Source organism: Shouchella patagoniensis (assembly GCF_002019705.1).
GTDB lineage: Bacteria > Bacillota > Bacilli > Bacillales > Bacillaceae_D > Shouchella > Shouchella patagoniensis.
Window position 1 is genome coordinate 1,583,821 of sequence record NZ_KV917377.1, and the last position, 22,939, is coordinate 1,606,759.

Below are 22,939 nucleotides of genomic sequence, written 5' to 3' on the forward strand. Positions count from 1 at the left end.
AAATCCTGCCTAAACATGTAATCGCATGACAAATAAACAACAAAAAACCCACTTTCATATGAAAGTGGGTTATTATTAGCTATTATTCATATCCATTCAGGAATGTGAATTAAAGCTTTACTACGTTTGCAGCTTGCGGTCCACGCGCGCCTTCAACGATTTCGAATTCTACATCTTGACCTTCGTCAAGAGTTTTGAATCCTTCAGAGTTGATAGCAGAGAAATGTACGAATACATCGTCCCCATCTTCACGCTCGATAAAACCGAAACCTTTTTCTGCATTAAACCATTTTACTTTTCCTTGCATGCTTCACATTCCCTTCGTTACTAAAAATTTCATTGTGGTGCTTTTCCACAGTTTCAACTATACCAGCGAGATTCTCATAAGTCAAACTCTTTATTTAATGGTACTTTAGAACATTTGTCAATTCTTGTCGATTCAATTAAAATAGATTGTCAGCGCTTACTTTGTATACATTGATTTTTTAGGTTTTTTATTTAAAACCTTCTATTTTATCTATAAAGAAAGATGTCGAAATATTTATTATTGATTTTTTTACCTTGATTTTTTTCTATCACATTTTTAAAAACATGATTGCTTACATCAATTCCAATAATAAATTCTAGCTAGTACGAATTTCCTATTCCCTTAAGGTTTTCCTTTTGTTACAATATCACAAGCGCTTGTAATGTAATTGTAACATTAAAGTGCAATTCATTTAGCCAGGAGTGGTCAGATTTGAAAAACACAAGCTGGTTTTATAGCAGCATCGCTGTTTCCGCCCTTCTTGCTTCCTGTTCTTCAAATAGCTATCAATCACTAGAGAGTAAAGATGTAGTTACATTTTCAAAGGATCACGATGTGCTCTCTGAACCTGAGACTCTTCTAGACAGCAACAGTATTCTCGAAAAATCAATGCATGCAGATAATCAACTTACTAACTATACAGCCAACTTAAAAATGACCGATACATTATCTCCAGTACCTGAAGGAGAGATTGAAGAACAAACTGTAAAAGTTACCGAAGGAACGTTGTCTTATAGTAATGAACCTCAAGTCACTTTTACAAGTTTGGCGCGTTATCCGCTTAATTCTGAGAATGAAGAAGCACCTGAGCAAACAGTCGGAATCATAAAAGAATCAGATCAATATCGTATTAACAGAGATGGTACAGGATGGAATACCGTTGAAGATCTTTCAGAGTTAAAGAACGATGTTTTTCATTATGATCTCGCACCAATTGAGCAACTACAACTGCTTCATTCGATACCTGATTTTGTTAGTGTCAGTCAATATGATGATCTGTATGTATTAAGCGTTGAAGCAAGCGGAGAAGAACTGAGACAAATGGCATTGAGCATGAACCTTGTTGACCAATCAATCTTAAGTGAAAGAGATATTGAACTTGATGAATTTACAGTAGCCCAGCTTGACTATATGTTGTTCATAAATAAGGATACTTTTCTATTAGAAAAAACCAATTCCGCGTTTGAACTTCTTCTTGAAGAAAACGATCAGAGTTGGCTTATTCGAAAAGACATCTCTCTCACACGCACTAACGTAAATAGTCAGGAAGGCATACAGTTGCCAACTGTATTAAAGTAGAAACAAGCAAGCCATAGAGGCTTGCTTGTTTATTTACTCTTTTTATCAATAAAAAAGCCACTTTGATAAGACATGCTTATTCCTTGCGAATATGTATGTCTTCTTTGCTTTTTAGCTGACAGAGCCTTTATATCGGATTTTATATGACTCAAATATGTGTCTAATAATTGTTTAAGTAACTTGTCTTGGTTTATGAGTTTTTCTATGTCTGCTTTTTCCATTAATTTAGGATCAGTGTATTGAATCTCCTTATTTCGCGATTCAAGTATTAATGAAACATCAGCAATCGTTTTATCCCTCTCATCATCGTCAGCAGAAAGAGGGGTTTGCAGATGGACTAAAAGTTTCTCTGTAAGTCGTTGCAGTTCAACACTCATTACAATGCTTGTGTCCCTTTTAGTCTACTTTGCCGCTCTAATAAGATAACTTGTTTCCATGTATCACGAAACTCAAGTACATACGTCTCTGCTTCAAAAAGGGCTGCCCGGTCATTTTTTATGTTCGCCTCAGTAAGTTTATGCGAGATATATTCATAGAGTCGCATCATATTAGAACCAACTTCAGAATCCGTTCGAAGTGTCACCATTAATTCACGAATGATAGCCTCTGCTTTACTAATACAGGCGTGGCGGTTTTCAATATTAAACTCTTCAATCGCCAAATGCGCTAAGCGAATTTGCTTCAAACAACCATTGTATAACATAAGGGTTAATTCGCCAGGCGACGCCGTTTGAACGGCTTGCTGCTTATATACACCTTGTTTTAACATAAATGAAAAGACCTCCTAGTTATTCCCATAAAGCAAATTAAACAATGATTCGCTTTGTTGATTCGCCATTTGCATAGCTCGTTCCATTGCCGTGAATTGTCGCCAATATCTCGCTTCTTTTTGTTCTAGTCTTCGCTCAAAGTCAGATATACGATCATCGATTGCTTTCGTTTGTTGCCCAATTGCAAATTGATGCTGTTCATGATAACCCTCTGAACCACCTGCTCTCCTTGCAATACTAGACATGCCCTGTTGCAAATTGGTCCGCAAATTTTGAGCCAATCCAGGGTTACCATCAGAGCCGTTAAACAATGAAAAAACCCCATCAACATCTTCTTCAATAGCTTGCCTCAGTTTATCAGCATTCACTTCCAACTTGCCGCCATCCATATAATCTTTAGATGTGGTAATTCCAATATCAACAAGATGCCCTATGGTCCCATTCGAGTTAATTGTTTGGTAAAGGCTTTGCCTCATCTGATTAAATGTACCTTGCAACATCACATCATTACGAAGTAAGCCACTTTGCGCTTTTTCTTCCCATCGTTCCGCTTCAATATCAGATAAACTATCTCGTTCTTCTGTAGTGAGGGGATCATAATCACGATAATATGGTTCTCCTAATTTACCATTAACGAAATCAACTAACTCATTATATTCTTCAACAAAAGCGAGTACTGTATCGAAGATATCTTCAACATTTGTAGTAGCGTTTAAACTAATTGGTTGAGTTGACTCATTCTTTAATGTAATTGTCATTCCACTTAAATTAAATGTGTTTGATGCACGCTGTGTTTCAACACCATTCACAGTAAAAATTGCATTTTTCCCTTCTATCACGTTTTCATTCAAGCCTAAAGTTTGATTAAACAAATGACCTTCAAAAAAGAGATCTCCCATATTATTAGCTGATTGGCCTGTCTCTTGTTTACTTACTACAAATGACTGATTAAACTCATCAAAAAAAACATTTACCCCAGCATCAGCAGATCTCATTTGGGTTATGACTGTACTAATTTTGTCTGTGTCTTTAAAGAAAAAAGAGCTTTCAGTCGTCTCACCCTGAGCATTAACAGTCGAAACCGTAGATTTTGTATATCGTTCTTTACTAGTTGAGTCTTCTTGTATATACTCCACTTGTAAGCGTGCCGGGAGTTTAACTCCTTCAGCAAACGTCATTTCCCCATTTTCATTAATTTTAACTTGATTTGATTCTATTGTTTCTTTATCCGCATCAACAACTTGATAAGTTTTTCCGTTGATTAACAAGAGTTGTTCATCATGCGCAAATTCTGGTTTCTCCTTTAATTGTGCCTTTCCTTCTTTAAATTCTGCTGTCTCTCGCACTAGCTTACCTGTAACCCATCCTTCTTCTATCTTAGAACCAGATGAGATTCCGAGTTCACTTAAAGAAGAATTTTCATTTATTCCTTTCAACTCTTTACCTTTGGCTGTTGCAGCTGTTGCCAATTGCTTTACTTCATTTAATGTATAATTTGCATTCCCCAGTGAAGATGATGCAGTTGCGGTTGCAATATTTGGATCAGAAGATGCAACAGTCCTTTTTTTCATAACAGAGCTCCGCATTAATGTATCAAAAATAGATGAATGCAACGCTTGCATCTTAACATTAATTTCTCGGTATGCATCCATCTTCCACCCTAATTCGGTTCTTTGTTTTTCAAGCTTATTAACAGGCATACGTTCAGCACGCATTAAATCTTTCATCATTTGATCAATATCAAGCCCTGATGATAAACCAGAAAGCCTCATAACAATCATCCTTTCTACACATGGTGGTCAACAATTAACCCTACTGATTTCATCATTGATGCAATCAAATCAAGAATTTTCTCCGGAGGTACCTCACGTAATACTTCCTGTGTTTCTTGATCAATTACTTGTACATAGACTCGGTCTAAATCTTTATGAATATTAAATGCCAACGCTCGTTTTGTTACTTTATCAACATGGTCGCTTGAAATATCCAATAGAGTTTGTATATCCCCACCTACAGCCCCATTATATGAAGGTTTAGACGCAGTAGTAACCTGTTGGTGATACCGAGCAAGCCCTATTTCAGAAAACGGAATGGATAGCGGGATTTGCAATGACATATTGCACCTCTTTAATCAGTCCTTTTTATTATTATCGGCTTATGCCAAAAAGCATTTAGGCTAAAGAAAAAAAAGAAAGCGGCAATTAAAAACATGCCGCGACTAACTATTAAGAGCCAGGCTTTTGGTTTGTTGAATGCTCAATAAATGCCTGCAGCACTTCTAATGAAACTGGTTTAGCTGCTGTTTTATTCTCCTTTTGAATTGCTTCATATACTTCTTTTCTGTGTACATCAACTGTTCTAGGAGCTGAAATACCTAGCTTAACTTGGTCTCCTTCAACAGAAAGGATTGTTACTTCAACTTCATCCCCAATACAAATTGTTTCTGTAGTCTTTCTTGATAAGACAAGCAACTTCAACACCTCTCCTTTGATGCTGCCTTTGAAAGAGCAGTCTTTGGAGAAAACTTATATGCATCAAGCATAACTTGTTTGGCTCTTTTGTTTTTAGAATTAATAATAATAGGTGCCCGAAGATTTGCGGTAGTAGCTGAGAAAGGTTGCTCAATTGTTAGAATAACAAAGATCGCCACCTCCTCTTCTTCTTGAACAGCTAATTGCTCCACTGATGCATCATCAAGTTTCACTTCATAATCATCCCAAAATACAAAAGGATCGGCACAAATAAATGCAAGATGCTTTGAGTGAACTGATTGTAAGAGAAAAAAGTGACTTTGTTCAAAGGGGAGTAACACAAACTCTTTCTCTTCAAGAAAGCCCGGCAATCCTCCTGCAAAGAGAAGGATATCATCTTCTGAAGATTTTACAGTCCCTAAATAACTTGTCTCAACTTGCATCATGTCACCCTACCTTAAGAAATCAAGCAGCGAGGGTTGAATCACACGTGCGCTTGCGGCAAGCGCCGCAGAATGGATTCCTTCCGCTACAAGTAACTTCATCACAGTCTCTTCAAAGTCTACGTCTTCATTTTGTGATTTTATTTTCTTTAACAGAAAATCTTGTTGTTCTAACCGATCTTCTATTAAATCAACTCGATTCATTCTTGCTCCAAGTTGACCATTTACATCGGCAGCAGCTCTTAAATGAGTATCGATTTTGTCAATATATTTGCCAAGCTCTTCTTCCGTTACATCTGGATTTAACAATGCTTGCTCAAATGCGAACAAGTCGTTAAATAACTCATCCGAGAACAAACGATGGGCTTCCGCATTAACCTTTACATACACACCTTGCTGTAATTCCAACTCCACTCCATTTTGATCAAACGTTCTTGTTTGAATCAACATTTCATCTTGATCGACTTTGTCTCCTGCCTCATTAAAAAATTGACCATCTTCGAATCGCAAAACCGATCCGTCATTACGTGATTCAAATTGTCCATTTTCTTCTATATAATCGTATATCTCACCACGAAAACTTAGTTTCACATCGGTTAAATCTTGTTCTACTAATTGCTCCGCAGTATACGTAGTAATAGGAGCTTTACTCGTATTAGTTCCATTAAATATGTATTTCCCTGCAGTGCTAGTATTCGCTATGGTCATTAAATGATTACGTAATTCTTCTGTCTCTTGAGCAACACTCTTACGTTCGTCTGGCCCATATGTACCCGTTGATGCTTTCACTGCTAGTTCCCGCACCCGATTTAAAACATTTGTAGTCTCTCGCAACGATGTGTCACTTTGATCTAACCAATTATGAGCTTCGTTAATATTACGCTTATACTGAGTGTTAAGGGCTTGTGATTCACGGTATTGCATTGATTTAACTGCAATAACGGGGTTTTGCGAAAATCTACTAATTTTCTTTTGCGTACTAAGCTGCTCTTGCAAAGTAGATAAGCGTTCATAGCTTGCTTGTGAATAGCGAAGTGTATTCGCTGTAAGCATTGGTTGAGTTATCCGCACTTTACTTTCCTCCTTTTATCGTCCAACAACGCCCATACCATTAATGATGGTGTTTAACATCTCATCCATTGCCGTCATTGCTCGTGCAGCCGCGTTATAAGAATGTTGATATTGAATTAACATCGCTAACTCTTCATCTAAAGAAACACCACTCATTGACATCCGGTTCCCTTCAATATTCGCAAGCCTAGCGTTTGAAGACTCGGTTTCTCTCCGCATCGCACTTGCTTCAACTGCTAATTGCCCCATCATATCACGGTACATTTTCATAACTTCGCCATCATCGGCCATCTTTCCAATAGCTTCTGCTGCCGTTTGATCTATACTACTTGGATCATCTGTAAACTGGTGGTTCATTTGGAATAAGCCTGTTTCGGGATCAAATATAAAAAACATTGGTTCCTCTCCGCCAGAATATCGCTCATTTACCTCATGCACAAACAAACCTGCGAGTTCTTTGAGTTTCTCTACTTCCTTTTCCACACGCCCGATTGCCTTTTCTATACCAGCCAATTCGCCCCCGCCAGTTGATGTCGCCAAAATTTCAACCACATAGATGCCTTCAGCCCCTTTTGCAACCCCAGGAGAAGATTCAGTTCTATTTACTTGAATGGGCACAAGTACTGCAAGTTCATCTAATAATCGATCTTGTTCATCATAAAGCTCATTGGGTATCTGTCCCCCACGCTCTGCTTTAGCTATCGTCTGATTATTAATTTCGATTTGCTTCAGTAAGTCTGCCATTTTTTTCTCTGTAAGCTCAAATTCCTGTGCAAGATTTTCTAGTTCTGATTCAAACGCCGAATGTAGGTGAGAAAAAGTATCAGAAATCGCTTTTCCTTGTTCAACTAGGACTCCCTGATTCTCTTGCCCAGACGCCAAATCCTTCCACCCATTCCAAAAAGCTGATAACTGTCCAGACAGCCCACTCGGGAGATCACTGTTTGTAGGCGCTTCATTATATAAATCTTCTAACCTTTCAAGTGTACGATGCTGCATAAATGCAGCTCCTTCTATATGTACTTCCGAGCGGAATTGCCGGTCTAAAAATTGATCTCTTATTCTCTGAACACCTTTAACTTCAACACCTGTACCTAAACGACCACTGATTGCAGGCTGACCAAATGTGCCTACCCCTGGGTAGCCACCTGTGGCTTGCAAGTTAACCCTTTGTCGTGAATAACCAGGTGTACCTGCATTTGCAATATTATTACCAACCGTTTGCAATGCACTACGATTCGTACCAACAGCTCTGCGCATGGTTTCCAATCCTAAGAAAGTGCTCATTGTTGCCTCCCTTTATGCTTTCGAATCAAACAACGTTTTTGACTCGTTTTTTTCTGACGCTTCTCGCGTATACGTTTTATTAGAATTATTTGGTTGAAGAAGTTGTAGTGATCCTTGGACAAAAGCTAACGAGTCATTTAAAAGTTTTTGATTAATTTCATTTTGTTTCTGCAACTGATCTATTGTGGTCATTAATGTATCACGCAACAATCGAAATTCTTCATCTTCACTTGTTGTCACAATACTTGCAAGCGATCGCCCTTCACTTTCTCGTACAATAGCCTTTTCAAGCAAACGAGTCTTTGAAACTAATGAGCTTTCTTGCCCAATAATTTGATTTAGCTCTTCTAGGTTGTTTTCTACGATGATTGGCTGTTTTCGTTTAGTTAAGTCTAATAACGCTAGTTGGACATCCGTCATTTCTCTTAGCAACGATGCAACTTTCATAAGTGATCGCCTAATTTCCATGCCTTATAAAGAGATTGGGCCGTTTTTTCAGGATTAATCTGGTATTGTCCACTATCAATTTGTGCTTTTAAATCTGCTATCTTCTGTTCACGCGAATGATCTATTTTATTGCTGAGCGTACGAGCCTCTTGAGATATTTCTACCTTGTCTTTTTTGGGAATAACCTGAGAATCCACTTGTGTCGATTGAGTATTTTTACTATACGACGTCTGATGCACAGACTGGGAAGAATTTATTTTCATCGAATCTCCACCTTTGTTTACTCTTCTTTACGCAATGTGTTTTTTAATGAATATCTATTTAATGCTTCATGATTATTATTCTCTTCAATAGCTTGACTTGTTTGCGTTAACCACCCTGCACTTAGTTCATCTACACAATTGGCGCAATACCGCTTTTCTTGCGTTAATTGATTACAACGCTCACAAGGGTGCTGTAGGTTTGGGTGATCTTGCAACATCAACCGTCCAGATCGTATAAATGAATTTAACGTTTTTGCTGGAATCGATGTTGCGAGAATAATATCCGCTTGTGTCACTAAGCGATTTTCTCTTTTTTTTAAAAAAGTCGATACTACTGAATACCATTGCTCTTCCTTTTCATAACAACTGCGGCAAAGTGGAGAATATGCTTTTAAAAATACCACTCCACATGTTATGCAATTAGATAATTCCGCCATGATAATCTCCCATTACTTAATTTTAACATTTTTTATTACATTAAGTTGTTGTTTATGACCTTGCAATTGTTAATGATGATACATTTTTTGCTCCTGCATCAATCAATTGAACAGCAGCCAACCTTACGGTAGCTCCAGTAGTATATATATCGTCAATAATTAAGTAACGTTTACCCTTAATTTGTTTAAATTCATGCTCCATAACCGAAAAAGGGTTGTTTTGTTCCCTTTTGATTCTCTCTGCCCGGGTCTTTTTACTCTGCTTTTTGTCATCATTTGATAGAGATCGGGTTAAACAATTGTGCCAACTAAGCATCCCAAGTAATTGTTCAGCTTGATTAAACCCTCGCTCTTGCATACGACTAGGTGAGAGTGGTAATGCAGTTACCACAAAATCAGGAAATTCACTTCTAATTATTCTTCTTATATCATTTGTAAAGACATTTGCTAAAGCTACATCCCCACGGTACTTATAATCAGCAAGTAATTGTTTTAAAAAACCATTATATAAAAAAATTGATCTGTTTTTGCAAAGTGGGTCACCACCTTTCACTCTTCGCCATTTTTTACAATCACTACACTCATATCGTCGATCGCGAATTTTATTAGTGGGTTTATCACAACGAATACAGCCGCTCGTTCGCTCCAAGTTAGCTGAACATTCTGAACAGATCTGTGTCTTATTAGGTTTAAAAATAATATTCAATGATACCTCTTGCCAAAAATGTTCTTTGCATATAAGGCACCTGCTCATAAACCAGCCTCCTTGTTCATGTTTCGCAAGTGTTTCCTTGTTTGTCTCATCGCAGTAGTTACTCCATTATGCCAAAAAACGATGTCACCGTTCGGAAAAGCGAGCTTTCTTCCAACTCTACCACTTATTTGTACAAGACACGCTTCAGAGAAAAGTGGATTTTCGGTACCTAGTACCGCGACTTGAAGATTTTCAACTGTTACACCTCTTTCTAATATTGTGGTCGTTAACAGTAACTTTAACTTTTTATTTCGAAAAGCTGCAATCGATTGATGACGGTTAGGGGCCTTGGCGTGGACCGCTGCAAATACACAGGATTCATTTTTTAATAAATTAGATAATTTATTCAATAAATAAATTGACGGTAAGAAGATCATTTTAGGCTCGTTATTATAATGAGATAGCCACTCGAAAATTAGGCTTGGTAATTTCCCTGCATTTATTGCTTTTTGCCAGTTTCCTATCCATTTAAAACGTGGTAGTGGTAAAGGTTTTCCGTGAAACCTAATAGGGATCTTAGTTAGGTTCAGGTTTTTTTCATTGAGTAATGTTTTAGACGGAGTCGCACTTAAAAAAACTAAAACTCCACTTTTCTTTTTTGCATTATACACTGCAAATTTAAGACTGGAATCATATGAATAGGGGAATGCATCTACTTCATCTACGACGAGCAAATCAAATGTGTGAGAATAACGGAGTAGTTGGTGCGTTGTTGCAAGAACGAGTTGTGCTTGAATAGCTTGTTTGCGACTGCCACCATACAATACACTTTGTGTAATATTCGGAAAAGCAGCTTTAAATCGTGGGGCTAATTCTTTGACCACATCAGTACGAGGGGTAGCAATCGCTACACGCTTACCAAATTGAATACATTTTTCAATTACAGGAAAAAGAATTTCCGTTTTTCCTGCTCCACACACTGCCCAAATGAGGTGTATAGCCGCTGGTATGATACTTATTGAAACGAGAGTATCAGCTGCTTTTTGTTGAGCAAATGATAATGTTCCAAGCCATTTACAACTACTTTTTATAGGGCTGTAATGAATTGGAGAACCATTCCAGCTGTATAGATTTACACAGCTAGATGCCTTCCCCATTTGAATGCAATGCCTACAATAAGTGCAATCACTATTACATTTCGAACAATAATGCTGATAAAAAAACGCTGCTTTCTTATTACCGCACCGATTGCATAGCCATCCATCACTCGACTTTGTTAAGGCAGGCTTATACGTAACCAAATGATTAGTAATACAATAGGAGATAAGTTCAGAAGAAAACGGCCAGTCTGTTGACAACATGCGCCTGCCATTCAAATAGCTTCGAACAGCTTCAACTTGTTTATTGTTCACCAAGAAGCCTCCTCACCTAAGGGTTAGTTCTCTTTAATACCAACCAATACCAAGGCTGCCTGCACCAAGATGTGTCCCAATAACCGGACCAAAATAACTAATATTCACTTTGATCGTCGAATCTTTTTCTTCAATTGCGCTTTTTAAACGTTCTGCACCATCAAGACGATTCGCATGAATTACAACCACTTCATTAACAGTTCCTTTATCAATATCTACAAATAGCATATCAAGAATTCGACTTAACGCTTTTTTCTCTGTACGAACTTTCTCGAAAGGCATGATGAGCCCTTCGTCAAAATGTAAAATTGGCTTAATTTGGAGTAAACTACCGACAATTGCTTGGGCACCATTCAAACGCCCGCCTCGACGTAAGTGATTTAAATCATTTACCATAAAATATGCGTGTACTTGCTTCCGCATTGCTTTCAAATGTTTGATAATGGTAGAACCACGCTCACCTTCTAAAGCTAGCCTTGCAGCGGCCTCTACATAAAAGCCTTGTGGGGAACAACTTATTTCTGAGTCAAATCCAAAAACAGTAATACCATCAACCATTTCTCCTGCGGAAATTGCTGTTTGCAGCGTCCCACTGATTTTAGATGATAAATGAATCGAAACAATATCTGTAAAGCCTTTTTCTTTCAGCTCTTCCAGTAATGTTAAAAACTCACCAATGGCGGGCTGTGACGTGGTTGGTAAAGCTTCTTCCTGTTCAAGATAATCGTAAAAAGCGTCCGTTGTAAGATCAATTCCTTCACGGTACGTTGCATCTGCAAAGTTTACCGATAAAGGAATTGTATAGATCATTAATTTTTTTTGCATTTCCTCGTCTAAATACGCAGTTGAATCAGTTATAATAGCGGTTTTCTGCATCGTTCATTCCTCACTTTTCTACTCGCAATTACTCTGTTTAAATGTAGCTGAAACGAGAGTGATATTCAAGGCGAAGTGGACAAAAAATCTATTATTTGAGGAATAACTGCGAAAGTTAACGAACGATAACGTACCCTTTTTTAATCGATTCGACCACCGCTTGAGTTCGATCATTTACGTTCATTTTTTGCAAGATATTACTCACATGATTTTTAACTGTTTTTTCACTAATATAAAGTGATTCACCAATCGCTCTATTGTTTTGCCCATCAGTCATAAGTTGAAGTACTTCACATTCCCTGCGCGTTAATATATGCAAAGGCTTCCGGTATTCTACCTCTCGATAACCAACTGAATCCTGGTGCTGTTCATCTTGCCTTGCCAATCTCCGGTACTCTTTTATTAGGTTTGAAGTCACTTTAGGATGAATATATGCTCCTCCTGAAGCAACAACTTTTACTGCTTCAACTAACGACTCAGCGTCCATTTCTTTTAAAAGATAACCCGATGCACCTGTTCGGAGCACATGAGAAACATAAGACTCATCATCATGAATTGAGAGAATGAGCACTTTTACTTTTGGAAAAGTCTTTACTAGTTGCTTCGTAGCTTCAACCCCATTTAATTTTGGCATATTAATGTCCATTAAAATGACGTCTGGTTGATGATTACGAACTAAGTCAATGACTTCTGATCCATCTTCACCGTCAGCAACAACGTTAAAATCTTGCTCCATTGAAAGGATACGTTTTACCCCTTCTCTAAACAATGGATGATCATCTATTATTACGATACGAATTTCTTGCGTTTCTTGTAAAATCATTGTTTTCACCTCTCTGTAGAACATCTTTTTTAGTTATTGGATATCGGTAATTGTATTAAAATGATGGCCCCTTGCTGCGGCTTTGATTGAATAGTAATGACGCCATTCAACATATTCACACGCTCTTTCATACCGATAATCCCGAAAGATGATTCATTTCGTTTTGACGGATCAAAACCTCTGCCATCATCTTTTATCACGAGTGTTACATTGTTTGGTTTTAATTCAATCTTTACAATGATTTCTGCTGGTTCGGCATGCTTAGTTGCGTTTTGCACAGCTTCTTGAACGAGCCGGAATAAGGCAATTTCAAAATGTTGAGCTAGTCGTTTCTCAACACCAAAATGTTTGAATGTCACAGTTATAGCAAAACGTTCTTCGACGTTCTCTAAGTATTTTCGAAGTGTAGGAATTAAACCTAAGTCATCTAGTGCCATTGGTCGCAAGTCATAAATAATGCGACGAACTTCAGCTAACGAAGAACGAACCATTTTACGTAAACCCCTAATTTCTTTTAAAGCCTCTTCAATTCCTTTTTCTTGATAAATCCGTTCAATCAACTCCGAATGGAGCATAACATTTGCCATCATCTGCGCTGGACCATCGTGAATTTCCCGGGAAAGTCGCCGACGTTCTTCTTCTTGCGCTTCTATTATTTTCAAACCAAAGTTCTGTTTTTCCTTGGCATCCTTAATATACTCGCCAACTTGCTTTAAATCACTAGAAAGAAAATCGAATACAACTGACATTTGAACCGATAATTGTTCTGCTCGATTAATCGTGTCTTGAAGATTTTTTAATCGTCGCTCTATATCATCTCTTCTAGTTCTAAGCTGAACCTCTTCTTGCTGCAGTACAGCCATCTGTACTTGGTATTCACTTGCTTGTTCATATGCAGAACGGACTTCTTCACTTGTGTAATTTGCAAACTCTTTGCTTACTTGAGCTAGTCGATTCCTTGCATGTTTTGCTTTTAGGGCAGACTCATCAACATCTTTAATTACTTGAGATACTTTAGCTTTGATTTGTAAAAGTTCCTGATTTAAATATTCATGTTCACTGCGGGATCTTTCACCAATTTCAAAGATTTTTTCACGGCTTGTCCCAACTGAGTCAAGAGTTTGCGTAATAATATGATTAAGCATAGTTACTTCTTCCATTAAAACTCCTCACTTTTCCATCACTTACGGAACAAGTCACTCTAAAATAATATCTGATTGGAATAGCAAAGCCTCCCTACGACGGCCAACCCATTATTAAGGTAGGCAAAACTGGGACCTCCGCCAAAAGCATGATTGCTTTATTTTTAGATGGCTTTCCGCTATTCTTATCTTACACCATATGATGAAGAAAGTAATTGAGATCAAACGAATCATCTCAAGCTTTTTTTAAGACTTAAGAATACCGATTATACTAACAGACCTGTGTTACATCGTGGTTTCGCGAATATGTAAAAATATGAAAAAAGACAAGCTCACTCATTATTAGGAGGTCCCAATGTTACAGGAATATAAGTCTATTAAACAAATGGGAGAACATGAGATTATCATTCAAAAATCACGTTTTATCGCCCATTTAAAAAGGACTGAGACAGAAGAAGAAGCACTATCTTTTATTGACATGATAAAGAAAAAACATTGGAATGCAACGCACAATTGTTCTGCCTACTTAATTGGTGAAAACGATTTAGTACAAAAAGCAAATGATGACGGCGAACCTAGTGGTACAGCTGGTGTACCCATGCTTGAAGTTCTAAAAAAACGTCAGTTAAAAGATACAACTGTCGTTGTGACACGCTACTTCGGAGGCATAAAATTAGGTGCAGGTGGTTTGATACGTGCTTATGGCAGTGCAGTAAGTGAAGGGTTAAACAATGTCGGAATTGTCAACCGTACACTGTATAACACAATTAAAACAGTTGTGGACTACACATGGCTTGGGAAAATTGAAAATGAAATACGACAATCTTCTTATCAATTAAAGAAGATTGACTACCTAGATAATGTTTCACTACATACTTATGTTAAGCAGACTGAGCATGAAGCCTTTATTTCATGGATAACTGAACTCACAAATGGCCAGGGAAGCATCGAAATTGGTGAGCCTATTTATTTAGAACACAATTCTGATTAACTTAATTCTGCAACACAGTTAATGATTTTTTTAATCCCTTCTAAAAGCATCTCCTCTGAAACCGCTGGCTGATTGTCAACATTCATTTCCTTGCTATAAGGAACATGAATAAATCCAGCTGGAATGGAAAGGCCATTTTTATCAAGATAACGCAACACACTATACATCAAACAATTACATACATACGTGCCGGCTGTATTTGATATTGAAAACGAGCATCCAATAAAGGTTGCTACTGCAACAATTTCTCGAAGTGGTAATGTTGAAAAATAAGCGGCAGGGCCGGAAGGATCGATTGGTTCGTCTTCTTTTAAATTTCCGTCATTGTCTTTCTCCCCATCCATCAAATTAATCGCTACACGCTCCGTCGTTATGCCTTTTCTTCCTGCCGCAAGACCCAATAGGGCGTCTCTTTTTCAATTTCTTGAATTAATGGGTTTACTGCCCTCTCAAAAGCAACTGGTAGTACAATGGATCGAATAAATGCTTCATTCATGATTTGCCCATCCAATTGCTTTGCGATCATTCTGTTGGGTTTGTCGAATGATCGAGAAAGGCCTCAACTCCTATTACAATGATTTTTTTCATGCAACGCACTACCTTTTCCGTTAAAATAGACAAGCACCTCTATTTTATCATAATGCAAAAGCTAGAAGTGAAGGAGAAACACGTGGATACTTGGGAAATATTTACGATCATCGGTACAATTGCATTCGCTCTTTCTGGTGCCCTTGTCGCATTCGAAGAAAAATATGACTTATTTGGCGTCTATACATTAGGTTTTATTACTGCATTTGGAGGCGGTATGATTCGAAACCTAGTTATTGGCATTCCAGTTGCAGCCTTTTGGACGCAAACAACCCTCTTCTTAATTACATTCGTTTTAATTAGTCTTCTTTTTATTGTTCCATCTTCTTGGTTTAGATTATGGAACAAATGGGGAATCTTTTTTGATGCAGTCGGTTTGTCTGCATTTGCCATCCAAGGGGCATTATTTGCTCAAACAGCAAATGAATCAATTTTTGCGATGATGATTGCTGCCGTATTAACGGGAGTTGGAGGAGGCATGTTGCGAGACGTACTTGCTGGACGCAAGCCAATGGTGCTTCATAGCGATATTTATGCAGGTTGGGCTTTACTCGGAGGTCTTTTAATAGGGATTGGTTTTTCTCATCCAATTGCACAATACATTTTATTTGTACTAATTATCGTGCTTAGAATGATGACTGTTCGCTACGGTTGGCGTTTACCGAAGATAGAGAAGCAATTCTAATGAGAAAAAGAAAGTAGACACATTACTCTACTTTCTTTTTCTATTTCTATTTCTATTTGTACGGGTATAAATATGCAGCTCATCTTCTTAAGGAACATATTTCCCAACTAGCAAATTAATTTCTTAGAATTACTTATTTTAAAAACCCAGTGAAGTACTTCTTCATCTGGGTTCAAATTCTAATTTGTTTTTGGGTCAAATGCATCTTTTATTCCTTCGCCTACGAAATTAATAGATAAAATCGTCAATGATATCAAAACTGCAGCGGGCATCCATATCCATGGACGGTTTTGCAAAACGTCCGTTTGCCTTGCTTCAATCAGCATGTTACCCCAACTTGGAATTTCCATTGGCACACCAACACCAAGGAAACTTAAGCCAGATTCAGCAACAATTAATACAGCTAACAAAAGCGTTGCTTGAACAATTGCCACTGTCATAACGTTTGGAAACAGATGGCGAAAAATAATAGAACTTGACCTGGTCCCAATGGATTCGGCAGCAAGAATGTACTCCGTCTCTTTTTCCGATAATACTTTGCTTCGCACAATTCTTGCCATCCCGGTCCAACTCATAATACTAAATACAATGATTAAGCCCCAAATGCCTATACCTCCACCAACAAGACCAATAAGAACAACATTTAACACAATAATAAAGACCATAAAAGGCATAATTTGCACAAATTCTGTAAAACGCATTAATACATTATCGACAAATTTACCGTAATATCCAGCAACGAGTCCAATTGTTGTACCAATTATACTCGCAACCACAGTAGCAGTGAGTCCGATTTGCAAGGACACTTGACCTCCATGAATTAAGCGTGTAAACACGTCTCGGCCATTTCGATCTGTTCCTAACCAATGTTCATTTGATGGTTCTAAATTGATATTTGCTAAATCAACTCTAGTAATATCATGATTTGTCAAAAATAGTGGACCAATAAAAGATAATACTATAATAAAAATCATGTAACACAAACCAATTACTGCTAACTTACGTTTAAAGAACTTTTTCCGAGCAATCGTCCATGTTGAATCAAACTTTGATTTTTTTATTTCTATAGCAGGTTTTGTATGACCCGTAGCTGGTTGCATTCTTTTACCTCCTTAATAACGAATCCTTGGATCTACTACGCCATAAAGCACATCAGCAATTAAATTACCAACTAATGTTAATAACGCAAATATCATCGTTAATGACATTAGAACTGCGTAGTCCCTTGTATTGATCGATTCTATAAAGAGCATACCAATGCCAGGGTAAGTAAAAATAGTTTCCGTAATAATAGCTCCTGAAATTAGGGTCGCGATATCAAACCCAAGAAACGTTATTAATGGAATAACAGAATTCCGTAAAATGTGTTTATTGTATATTTTTGATTCTTTTGTGCCCCGCGCTCGCGCACTACGCACAAAATCTTTTTGTGCATTTTGAATAATATCATTACGCAAAAACTGCGTGTACGACGCTGTCGATAACAAGCCTAACGAAAAGGCTGGCAAAATAACTCGATGTATACGATCAATCCAGTAATCAAATGATCCTGCTTCTAGATTAGGAGAGGATGAACCACTTGATGGAAACCAGCCTAAATTAAACGATAACGTATAAATTGCTACAATGGCTACGATGTATTGCGGTATTGCTATGCCAACATAGTTAAACGTCGCGATGAAATTATCGCCTAATGTGTGCGGTTTTCGACCTGAATAAATTCCTAGAACAAATGCAATTATGTACGTAATAAGTAGTGCATTAATTGCTAAGAAAATCGTGTTTGGCAGTCTCTCCACAATAACATCAGTCACGGGCTTTTTATAAGTTGTTGATCTTCCAAACTCACCTTGGGCTAGATTCGAAATCCAGCGGCCATACTGGACTATAATTGGATCATTAAGCCCTAATGCTTCCCGCTGTTCAGCAATATATTGCGGGTTTGTATTATTCGGATCAATTTCTCCCGAAAAGGGATCCCCTGGCATTAATTTAGCCAGGGTGAACACCGTAACGGAGATAAGGATCAGCAATGGAATCATCGCGAGAACGCGACGCAAAGCAAAAGTAATCATGCCAAAATCTCCTTATCCAAAAATAATCATATTATTGGGCGACATACCATTCATTTGGATTATTAACGCCACCACGCACATCAATAGTTACACCTTCTACACGAGTATTTTTCGCATAAAGATCTACATTTTCCCACACAGGTAAACCTGGAAGCTCTTCATTAAATAACTGTTGCCACTCAATATAAACATCACGGCGGTAGTCTTCATCAAATGAAGCTTCACTTAGCGCATCTGCTAAGAGCTCATCGGATTCCTCATTTACCCAACGGCCATAGTTCCATTCAGCATTGCTTCCCCAAAGATTTGATGGATCAGGATCAGTACCTGTAACCCACGCACCAAAGAACGTTTCCAACGCTTCGTCATCGTTGCGCTTCATTTCATTAAACGTGTTAAATTCGACTAAACCGCCTGTAGCAAGTTCTGTTCTTAAACCAATATCGTTCCAGGCTTGCATAATTGCTTGTGTCCGTCCTTCAAAAGCAGCAGGACCTTCATAATGACCAAAACTAATCGTAAATTCTTCACCGTCTGGATCTTCTCGGAATCCATCACCATCAGTATCAACGTAACCAGCTTCGTCAAGAAGCTCTTCTGCTTTCTCAACATCATAATTATACTGTGTTAATTCTGACTCTGGTGCTGCAATCCAATGTGATGTTGGAACTGGAGTATTTACTGGTGTAGCATAACCACCTAGGTACGCATTAATAAGAGATTCGCGGTCAAGTGCATAAAACATTGCTTGACGTAAACGTACATCTTCAAATTTATCAAAATCAGCATTGTTTTCGCTCGCTTCTTCATCACGGTGACCAAAACGGAAACCAATATATGAATAACCTAATCCTGGATGATCAATGACTTCAAGATGATCCTGTGACTCTAAATCTGGCACATCGTCTGGACGCACTTCCATGAAATCCACTTCGCCATTTTGTAGCGCGCCAATTGAAATTGATGGGTCAACAACACGAACAACAACTTCGGCTATTTTAGCCGTTTCATCGTAATAATCATCAAAACGTTCTAATGTTAAGCTTTCACCCGCGACAATATTCGCAACTTTAAATGGTCCTAAACCAACTGGATGTTCACGTAATTCAGGGGCGTCTTCTAAATCAGCAATTGCAATATCTTCTAGCTCTGCTTTTGGCATAGGGTCTGGCCAGAGGTTCTCTAAGTTATTTACACGCGCATCAGAGAATGTTACTTCAACTGTGTATTCATCAATGACTTCAAAACCGGAAACTTCGTCTGCATCACCGGCTTTACGTTCTTCTGCACCTTCTATTCCTGAAACATAGCTATAACGCTCTCCTGTATAATCAGGATCAGCAAGCACTTCAATCGCAAATTTCCAGTCATTTGCTGTTAATTCTTCACCATTATGCCATTTTACGCCTTCTTGAATAGTGAATGTATAATGTTGGTTATCTTCTGTTTCCCATTCAGCTAAACGAGGCTCAAATTGTAATTCCGGGTTTGCCTCGAAGAAAGATACGTGAATAAAATCATTAATTTGACTATCAGTAGCACTAGTTGTATAACCAGGCATATACATGCCTTGTGGAGCATTATCAACAGCATATGTAATGCTCGCATTTTCATCATAACCAGATTCGCTCGTCCCTTCACTCGCTCCATCTGTACCGTTGTCTGATCCTTCTCCGTTAGTATCATCCCCGCTATTACATCCTACTAAAAAAGCTGATAATGCAAACACTGAAGCCATTGCATAATATTTTTTCAATTTAAATCCCCCCTATTTAGTTTTCATTCGTACGTTATTCATCATATAAAAGACATGCGACCCTATGATTTGGCCTCACCTCCTTTAAATGAGGAACAGTCGTTTTACATTCTGGCATAGCCATTGGGCAACGTGTGTGAAATACACAGCCTGAAGGTGGATTTTGAGGGCTTGGTACATCTCCTTGAATAATCATTCGTTCTTTCTTTTTTAACGGGTCAGGTTCTGGTATAGCCGACATTAATGCTTTTGTATACGGGTGTAATGGCTCTTTATAAAGTTTATCCTTGTCAGAGACTTCTACAAGATGACCTAAGTACATAACACCAATTCGGTCGCTCATATGCTTGACGACACTTAGATCATGAGCAATGAATAAAAACGTTAAGTTAAATTCTTTTTGTAAGCTTTTTAATAGATTTAAAACTTGGGATTGAATCGAAACATCTAATGCGCTGACTGGTTCATCCGCAATAATTAGTTTAGGATTTAACGCAAGCGCTCGAGCTATCCCGATCCTTTGTCGTTGGCCTCCTGAAAATTCGTGCGGGTATTTATAATAATCTTCTTCTCTAAGTCCAACTCGTACGATTAACTCTTTAACTTCATTTTCTAACTGCTTATGGGATTTTCCGGTATAATTCCTGAGTGGTTCATCCACAATATGACCCACCATCATTTTTATATTTAACGAAGAATAAGGATCTTGAAATACCATTTGAAATCCTTTTCTCGCTTTTCGCAGTGCATTCCCTTTCAAATTAGTAATATCCTTACCTTCAAAAATAATCTGTCCTTCCGATACTTCATTAAGCCTTAAGATTGTTCGCCCTGCTGTCGATTTACCACATCCAGATTCACCAACAAGGCCAAACGTTTCTCCATAATTTAAATCAAAGCTGATATCATCAACAGCCTTCACATCGCCAACCTTCCGTTTAAAGAAACCAGCTGTAACGGGATAATACTTTTTCAAATTTTTTATTTCCAATAAAATTTTTGAGTCATCTGATGTTTTTTTGTTCATTTCTACTATTTCGTTCATTGTTTTACGCCCTCCTTAGCCCCACTCACTTTTGTCGGGTAACACTCTTCATACAACAAGCATTGGGCCGTATGATTTGCTCTCACTTCTTTTAATTGAGGGGTAATTGAATGACAATCTTCAAATGACTTTGGGCAGCGATCAACAAATCGACAGCCAACCTCTGGCATCTTATCAATTGGAGGCACTATACCTTTAATCGTATTTAATTGCTCAAGATCTTCATCCATTTTCGGAACACTATTAAGCAGAGACTCGGTATATGGATGTTTAGGGTGGTAGAATAAATCTACTACTTCTGCTTCCTCAACCACTTCACCTGCATACATAACTACAACACGATCAGCCATCTCCGCAACTACGCCTAGGTCGTGAGTAATTAGCATTATTGCCATTCCCACTTTTTCCTGAATGTCTTTTAGTAAATCCAAGATCTGCGCTTGTACAGTTACATCGAGTGCTGTTGTAGGTTCATCCGCTATTAATAAGTTCGGATTAAGGGCAATCGCAATAGCTATCATTACTCTCTGACGCATTCCTCCAGAGAGTTGGTGTGGGTATTCATTAATGATTTTTTCCGGTCTAGGAATATTCACTAATCTTAATAAATCAATGGAACGTTTTTTAATATTTTGCTTTGAATCAGTTTCATGATTGGAAATAGCTTCTGCCAAATGAGAACCGATTGTGAAAACTGGATTTAACGCTGTCATCGGCTCTTGAAAGATCATTGATAGTTCTTTTCCTCGAATTTTGTTCATTTCATTAACCGATTTCGTCGCAAGGTCTTTGCCTTGAAATATAACCTCGCCTGAAGCAATTTTTGCATTCATTTTTGGTAATAACTTCATTACTGATAATGACATAACGCTTTTACCGCACCCTGACTCTCCAACAATGCACACGACTTCTTTTCGACGTATCTTGAAATTAACTCCATTAACAGCATTATGATATTTCCCTTTAATCACAAAGCCTGCTTGTAAGTCTTTAATTTCTAGCAACGGGCTATCCATCTGATTTTGCATTAACTTTATTTTCTCCTTAAAAAGAATTTTAATTTGTTCAATAAATTCAAATAGTTGTTTTACCACTTTTATTAGATAATAAATAAGAAAAAGAATTCTTATACTCCATTAATTGAATGCTAACATCGATTGCAGCAATTCCATCTGAACGTGCCAAATCGTTGTTCACGAATTGTACAAGTGCTTCATTATCTTTAAAATATGCTTGAATCATTAAATCATGATAGCCCGAAAACGATGAAACTTCATGAATCTCATTAAAAGAGGCTAACCATTTTCCTACTTGATCTTGTTTTCCCAACTTTGTATTCAAACTAATAATAGCTTTTACAGATAGGCCTAGCTTTTCAGGATTAATACAAATCATGAAGTCAAAAACTTCATTTGTACGCATTTTTTTCGTACGTTGCCGAACGGTTCCTTCACTCACGTTGAGGTTTCGTGCAACTTCACTGTAGGAACATTTTCCATCTTTTTGAAAAATACCTAAGATTAAAAAATCCAATTCGTCTAATTTTTCCATTTGATCACTCTCTTATTTCCCAACCAGGTCACAATTTTATTACGAATTTAGTAAAAATAATAGAATTAACTGTTAATTTCGTAAATGATACTGCTAGTATAAAAGAATCATTTTCAGAAAGCAACAAAAAGTTTTGATAAATCTCTCAATTTATGTAATAAATAGTTTGAAATTTCAAATCTCTTTTATGTAATTACATTATCATGACATAATGATTAAGTAAGTTAATGATTAGCTTATCAAACTTAATAACGCAACCCTTTTTCAGAAGTATTATACTTAGAACGGCCTTTTAAAGGGTACTATTGTTATAAGCAACGTTTATTTTTCCAGCTTTAAATTAAATTGTACGATCTCACAGGAATACTTATTAGACTCATTATATTAATGTTTTCTATCCATCCCACATAGTATGTTTGTAGCTTTTCTAAGGGAATAACAATTTCTATGTGAGAACTTGTAACATAGTTTTTCAAATCGGAACCTCTATCTTTTCAATGAATGTA

The 22,939-nt window shown here is 37.5% G+C and carries 26 protein-coding genes and 1 pseudogene; 3 read left to right on the forward strand and 24 right to left on the reverse strand.

Going from position 1 to position 22,939, the window contains the following annotated elements; genetic code table 11:
• Positions 1–109: 109 nt before the first annotated feature.
• The gene (locus BK584_RS08565; RefSeq protein WP_035420575.1) at positions 110–307 is read right to left on the reverse strand and encodes a cold shock domain-containing protein; all 198 of its coding nucleotides are present in this window, start codon (positions 305–307) and stop codon (positions 110–112) included.
• Positions 308–739: 432 nt separating this feature from the next.
• Between BK584_RS08565 and BK584_RS08570 the strand changes: the two genes are divergently transcribed.
• Complete coding sequence (locus BK584_RS08570) at positions 740–1,606, forward strand: DUF6612 family protein (RefSeq protein WP_078392220.1); 867 nt, start codon at positions 740–742, stop codon at positions 1,604–1,606.
• A gap of 29 nt (positions 1,607–1,635) precedes the next feature.
• Here the strand turns inward: BK584_RS08570 and BK584_RS08575 are convergent, their stop codons facing one another.
• The 16 genes from BK584_RS08575 to BK584_RS08650 all read right to left on the reverse strand — a co-directional run bounded on the left by BK584_RS08575 (position 1,636) and on the right by BK584_RS08650 (position 13,760).
• On the reverse strand, positions 1,636–1,983 hold the full coding sequence (locus BK584_RS08575) for a hypothetical protein (protein WP_078392221.1): 348 nt from the start codon (positions 1,981–1,983) through the stop codon (positions 1,636–1,638).
• Positions 1,983–2,375: a flagellar export chaperone FliS gene (gene fliS / locus BK584_RS08580; RefSeq protein WP_078392222.1), complete on the reverse strand. Its 393-nt coding sequence runs from the start codon at positions 2,373–2,375 to the stop codon at positions 1,983–1,985. Before fliS ends, BK584_RS08575 begins: the two co-directional genes overlap by 1 nt.
• A gap of 15 nt (positions 2,376–2,390) precedes the next feature.
• Entirely contained in the window at positions 2,391–4,148 is a 1,758-nt protein-coding gene (gene fliD / locus BK584_RS08585) for a flagellar filament capping protein FliD (protein ID WP_169871139.1), read from the reverse strand.
• 14 nt (positions 4,149–4,162) lie between these two features.
• Positions 4,163–4,492 (reverse strand): flagellar protein FlaG, encoded by a 330-nt coding sequence (locus tag BK584_RS08590; RefSeq protein WP_078392224.1) that lies wholly within the window; start codon positions 4,490–4,492, stop codon positions 4,163–4,165.
• Positions 4,493–4,601: 109 nt separating this feature from the next.
• Entirely contained in the window at positions 4,602–4,847 is a 246-nt protein-coding gene (gene csrA / locus BK584_RS08595) for a carbon storage regulator CsrA (protein ID WP_078392225.1), read from the reverse strand.
• A 2-nt stretch (positions 4,848–4,849) separates the two neighbouring features.
• Positions 4,850–5,293 carry a flagellar assembly protein FliW gene (gene fliW / locus BK584_RS08600; protein ID WP_245808816.1) on the reverse strand — a complete coding sequence of 148 codons (444 nt, stop codon included), beginning with the start codon at positions 5,291–5,293 and terminating at the stop codon, positions 4,850–4,852.
• A gap of 6 nt (positions 5,294–5,299) precedes the next feature.
• Positions 5,300–6,361, reverse strand: coding sequence for a flagellar hook-associated protein FlgL (gene flgL / locus BK584_RS08605; protein WP_078392226.1), 1,062 nt, complete (start codon positions 6,359–6,361; stop codon positions 5,300–5,302).
• A gap of 15 nt (positions 6,362–6,376) precedes the next feature.
• Positions 6,377–7,648, reverse strand: a complete 1,272-nt coding sequence (locus BK584_RS08610; protein ID WP_078392227.1) for a FlgK family flagellar hook-associated protein — start codon at positions 7,646–7,648, stop codon at positions 6,377–6,379.
• Positions 7,649–7,660: 12 nt separating this feature from the next.
• Positions 7,661–8,095, reverse strand: a complete 435-nt coding sequence (locus BK584_RS08615) for a flagellar protein FlgN (protein ID WP_169871141.1) — start codon at positions 8,093–8,095, stop codon at positions 7,661–7,663.
• A complete protein-coding gene (gene flgM, locus BK584_RS08620; RefSeq protein ID WP_078392229.1) occupies positions 8,092–8,358 on the reverse strand; it encodes a flagellar biosynthesis anti-sigma factor FlgM in 267 nt (88 codons plus the stop codon). Before flgM ends, BK584_RS08615 begins: the two co-directional genes overlap by 4 nt.
• A 17-nt stretch (positions 8,359–8,375) precedes the next feature.
• Positions 8,376–8,795, reverse strand: a complete 420-nt coding sequence (locus BK584_RS08625) for a hypothetical protein (RefSeq protein WP_078392230.1) — start codon at positions 8,793–8,795, stop codon at positions 8,376–8,378.
• 52 nt (positions 8,796–8,847) lie between these two features.
• The gene (locus tag BK584_RS08630; protein WP_078392231.1) at positions 8,848–9,549 is read right to left on the reverse strand and encodes a ComF family protein; all 702 of its coding nucleotides are present in this window, start codon (positions 9,547–9,549) and stop codon (positions 8,848–8,850) included.
• On the reverse strand, positions 9,546–10,901 hold the full coding sequence (locus tag BK584_RS08635) for an ATP-dependent helicase ComFA (protein WP_078392232.1): 1,356 nt from the start codon (positions 10,899–10,901) through the stop codon (positions 9,546–9,548). Before BK584_RS08635 ends, BK584_RS08630 begins: the two co-directional genes overlap by 4 nt.
• Before the next feature lie 33 nt (positions 10,902–10,934).
• Positions 10,935–11,777: a DegV family protein gene (locus BK584_RS08640; protein WP_078392233.1), complete on the reverse strand. Its 843-nt coding sequence runs from the start codon at positions 11,775–11,777 to the stop codon at positions 10,935–10,937.
• Between the two features lie 115 nt (positions 11,778–11,892).
• Positions 11,893–12,600, reverse strand: coding sequence for a response regulator transcription factor (locus BK584_RS08645; RefSeq protein ID WP_078392234.1), 708 nt, complete (start codon positions 12,598–12,600; stop codon positions 11,893–11,895).
• Positions 12,601–12,629: 29 nt separating this feature from the next.
• Positions 12,630–13,760, reverse strand: coding sequence for a sensor histidine kinase (locus tag BK584_RS08650; protein ID WP_078392235.1), 1,131 nt, complete (start codon positions 13,758–13,760; stop codon positions 12,630–12,632).
• A gap of 337 nt (positions 13,761–14,097) precedes the next feature.
• On the opposite strand from BK584_RS08650, the gene BK584_RS08655 reads away from it, so the two are divergent.
• A complete protein-coding gene (locus BK584_RS08655; protein WP_078392236.1) occupies positions 14,098–14,733 on the forward strand; it encodes a YigZ family protein in 636 nt (211 codons plus the stop codon).
• Here the strand turns inward: BK584_RS08655 and BK584_RS08660 are convergent.
• A pseudogene (locus BK584_RS08660) lies at positions 14,730–15,259 on the reverse strand (pyroglutamyl-peptidase I). The gene BK584_RS08655 and the pseudogene BK584_RS08660 sit on opposite strands and share 4 nt — an antisense overlap.
• A gap of 144 nt (positions 15,260–15,403) precedes the next feature.
• Between BK584_RS08660 and BK584_RS08665 the strand changes: the two are divergent.
• The gene (locus BK584_RS08665) at positions 15,404–16,006 is read left to right on the forward strand and encodes a trimeric intracellular cation channel family protein (protein WP_245808817.1); all 603 of its coding nucleotides are present in this window, start codon (positions 15,404–15,406) and stop codon (positions 16,004–16,006) included.
• A 179-nt stretch (positions 16,007–16,185) separates the two neighbouring features.
• Here the strand turns inward: BK584_RS08665 and opp4C are convergent, their stop codons facing one another.
• From opp4C to BK584_RS08695, 6 genes are read right to left on the reverse strand one after another with little or no spacing between them, the layout of a single operon-like run.
• Positions 16,186–17,106 (reverse strand): oligopeptide ABC transporter permease, encoded by a 921-nt coding sequence (gene opp4C / locus BK584_RS08670; protein WP_078392238.1) that lies wholly within the window; start codon positions 17,104–17,106, stop codon positions 16,186–16,188.
• 12 nt (positions 17,107–17,118) lie between these two features.
• Complete coding sequence (gene opp4B, locus BK584_RS08675; protein WP_078392239.1) at positions 17,119–18,081, reverse strand: oligopeptide ABC transporter permease; 963 nt, start codon at positions 18,079–18,081, stop codon at positions 17,119–17,121.
• A gap of 31 nt (positions 18,082–18,112) precedes the next feature.
• Positions 18,113–19,837, reverse strand: coding sequence for an oligopeptide ABC transporter substrate-binding protein (gene opp4A, locus BK584_RS08680; RefSeq protein WP_245808818.1), 1,725 nt, complete (start codon positions 19,835–19,837; stop codon positions 18,113–18,115).
• Between the two features lie 34 nt (positions 19,838–19,871).
• Positions 19,872–20,864, reverse strand: coding sequence for an ABC transporter ATP-binding protein (locus tag BK584_RS08685; RefSeq protein ID WP_078395482.1), 993 nt, complete (start codon positions 20,862–20,864; stop codon positions 19,872–19,874).
• Positions 20,865–20,878: 14 nt separating this feature from the next.
• Positions 20,879–21,910, reverse strand: coding sequence for an ABC transporter ATP-binding protein (locus BK584_RS08690; protein ID WP_078392240.1), 1,032 nt, complete (start codon positions 21,908–21,910; stop codon positions 20,879–20,881).
• Between the two features lie 46 nt (positions 21,911–21,956).
• The gene (locus tag BK584_RS08695; RefSeq protein WP_078392241.1) at positions 21,957–22,433 is read right to left on the reverse strand and encodes an Lrp/AsnC family transcriptional regulator; all 477 of its coding nucleotides are present in this window, start codon (positions 22,431–22,433) and stop codon (positions 21,957–21,959) included.
• Positions 22,434–22,939: the final 506 nt, after the last annotated feature.